Source organism: Palleronia caenipelagi, from assembly GCF_007004065.1.
GTDB classification, from domain to species: domain Bacteria; phylum Pseudomonadota; class Alphaproteobacteria; order Rhodobacterales; family Rhodobacteraceae; genus Palleronia; species Palleronia caenipelagi.
Window position 1 is genome coordinate 1 of the sequence record NZ_VFSV01000189.1, and the last position, 605, is coordinate 605.

The 605-nt window shown below is 61.5% G+C and carries 1 pseudogene; it reads right to left on the reverse strand.

The features are described from left to right. Positions 1–584, reverse strand: a pseudogene (locus FEV53_RS22340) (transposase); the annotation flags it as partial. Between the last annotated feature and the right edge of the window lie 21 nt (positions 585–605).

Sequence of the window (605 nt, forward strand, 5' to 3'; positions counted from 1 at the left end):
CCCGGACTTCCAATGTTTCCTCGTCGATACCGATGTGCACCTTGCGCCAGATGCGCCGTTTGGCTCCGCCGTGCTTGCGGGCGTTCCACTCACCTTCGCCTTCGGCCTTGATGCCGGTGCTGTCGATCAGCAGGTTTAGCGGGCCCGTGCCGCCGCGATACGGGATCGCCACATTCAGCGTCTTTTGGCGGCGGCACAGGGTGCTGAAGTCCGGCACTCGCCAATCCAACCCAACCAGCCGCAGGAGGCTCTGAACGAACCCGGTCGTTTGTCTCGTCGCCATTGTCGCTCGGACCAATAGCGCTCCCAATGGCGACCATGCCAAACTTGCCCGGGGCTCCGCCCGTTCAGGGCTGAAAACAGTCCACCGGACTGTTTTCCGAGCGCCCTTCACCCTTCATTGTCAGGCACGTCTGGATAGCTTCATCGCTGAAACTCGGCTGCCGCCCACGCTTCCCGCTGGGCGGCAGCTTCCACATCATGTCGGGATCGAACCAGATCGTCAGCGATCCGCGCTGGCACAGTGCTTCATTGTAAGCCGACCAGTTCGTGGTCTTGTCCTTCGTAGGGGCCCAACTGCTCATACCTTCCAGCTATCACGCTGG